Annotated in this window: 2 protein-coding genes; both read left to right on the plus strand. The window is 68.9% G+C overall.

Annotated features, from left to right (window positions below; translation table 11 throughout):
- The first annotated feature begins 410 nt into the window (after positions 1 to 410).
- Entirely contained in the window at positions 411 to 881 is a 471-nt protein-coding gene (locus tag AC08ON_RS13630; protein WP_011435982.1) for a response regulator transcription factor, read from the plus strand.
- A gap of 241 nt (positions 882 to 1,122) precedes the next feature.
- Positions 1,123 to 1,344 (plus strand): WXG100 family type VII secretion target, encoded by a 222-nt coding sequence (locus AC08ON_RS13635; RefSeq protein ID WP_476607867.1) that lies wholly within the window; start codon positions 1,123 to 1,125, stop codon positions 1,342 to 1,344.
- Positions 1,345 to 1,374 lie beyond the last annotated feature (30 nt).

Genomic DNA, 1,374 nt, shown 5'->3' on the forward strand with positions numbered 1-1,374 from the left:
GCGCGGCCCTGGGGGGACCTTGGTGCGGCGACGTGACATGACGTACCCGAAGGAGCCCCTTTCGGGGTAGCATTCAAGACTACCCTCGAACCTTCCGACTGGGGGGAGCAGTATGTTCTCACCCATGGGAGCGACACCATTGACGACCGGCCGGGGCAAGGAGATAACCTTTTCGATGTAGCCGGCAGCGGCCATCCGACGAAGACGGACGGCCAGCCTGGAGCGGAGCCGACGTGGCGGTGTGTCCACTTCACCCGCGATCGGATCATGGAAGGCATCGCACAAAGGTGGTGTACGGCCGATCCCGGGACCGACCACCCCTTCATGAATACACCGGTACGCGCCTGATTGACCGGGGGCGCCCAGCCGGAGGTAGCCGGGTTATCGACGTGGATAGGGAGAGGAGCATAATGGGCCCAGTGGCATCGGATTCGATCCCGATGCAGGTGCGCCTGCACCGGACGATGACCCCCGCCGGCTTTGACCACGCACCGGGACCATTCGTCGCCGATGGACAGCCGCCCGACTCTCGCACGCAGCGGGAGCGGGTCCGTCTGGCCCAGATCGAGCTACTGGAGCTGAGCGCCCAGATGACGGCCCCCCATCTCCGGCGGCAGATCCTGCACATCTACTCCCTGCTGCGCAACGAACCGGTCGTCACGCCCGGCCCGCCGAAGCCGCCGCCCTTCCGCCTCACCCTGCGGGAGATGGAGGTACTGACCCTCGTGGCCACCGGCTGCTCCAACGTCGAGGCGGCGGAGCACCTCACGATCCGCGCCGAGACCGTGAAGACCTACATGCGCAGCATCATGCGCAAGATGGGGGTCCGTAACCGTACGGCAGCCGTGCACGCCGCCCGGCAGAGCGGCCTGCTGGACTGAACGCGGCCCGTGGACCGAGGCGGCCCGTGGACCCCGGCGAGACGACGCGCGAGGACTGACCATGACCAGGCCGCGAGCTGGCACACGCCCCGCGGGCCGGCCGGTCCCCTCGGCGTCACGGGTACCCGGCGCCGGGGCCCGTGGCTCATCCGCCTACGGACGCCCCATGGCCGCTGTCAGGTCGGCGGCGTTGCGCTGGCGCAGCACGGAGCCGTGACGACCCTGGAAACCGTCAAGGGGGTTGCTGATCCAGCAGATCCAGGACCTGGCGACGAAGATGAAGCCGCTGCTGCGGACCTGGGGCGGCGCGGCGCAGCAGGCGTACGTCCCGCTGCAGACCACGTGGTCGACGGCGACCGGCGAGTTGACCGAGGACATCCTGGCGCTCAAGACGGCGGTGCACGACTCGAACGGCTCGTTCCAGCAGACCGAGCAGGCCGTCACCAGGACGTTCACGGTCTGAGAGACGGGGCCCCACCCCGCGCGCCCAGCC

Source organism: Frankia sp. CoWAU3 (assembly GCF_977971855.1).

Coding starts and splice junctions, on each gene's coding strand:
- AC08ON_RS13630 (WP_011435982.1), top strand. CDS start 411: ATGGGCCCAGTGGCATCGGATTCGATCCCGATGCAGGTGCGCCTGCAC.